The sequence below is a fragment of the Treponema sp. JC4 genome (assembly GCF_000260795.1).
Classification (GTDB): Bacteria; Spirochaetota; Spirochaetia; order Treponematales; family Treponemataceae; genus Treponema_D.
Genome location: NZ_AJGU01000139.1, coordinates 1 through 457 on the forward strand (window position 1 = coordinate 1; position 457 = coordinate 457).

At 41.1% G+C, this 457-nt stretch carries 1 protein-coding gene; it reads left to right on the forward strand.

Annotated features, from left to right (window positions below; genetic code table 11):
* Positions 1-457 (forward strand): efflux RND transporter permease subunit (locus MSI_RS13655; protein WP_039925198.1); only part of this gene is annotated, 457 nt, incomplete at both ends.

The window sequence follows — 457 nt, forward strand, 5'->3', positions numbered from 1 at the left end:
ATCGCGAGGATAAACTTAAGCCTCAAGGATAAGGAAGCCATAGGAAGGTACAACGGTCAGGATATCATCATGCTGGATCTCACGAAGAAACAGAGTGAGTCAGCAGTTAATATGTCAAATCAGGCTAAAAAGCTCATAGCCGAGCTTGAAGCAAGAGATGAAAATCTTAAGATACGAATAATAGATGATGATGCAGACAGTATTATGAGCTCTCTTACAGCTGTGTTTGAGACTATGATCATGGCGATCATCATTTCCATGATCATTATCATTCTGTTCTTTGGCGATATGAAGGCATCCCTTATAGTAGGAACTTCTATTCCTATATCCATACTTACAGCTCTTGTGGCCATGTGGGCTATGGGATACTCTCTTAACATGGTGACCATGTCATCTCTGGTTCTTGGTGTAGGTATGATGGTTGATAACTCCATAGTCGTACTTGAAGCCTGCTTCA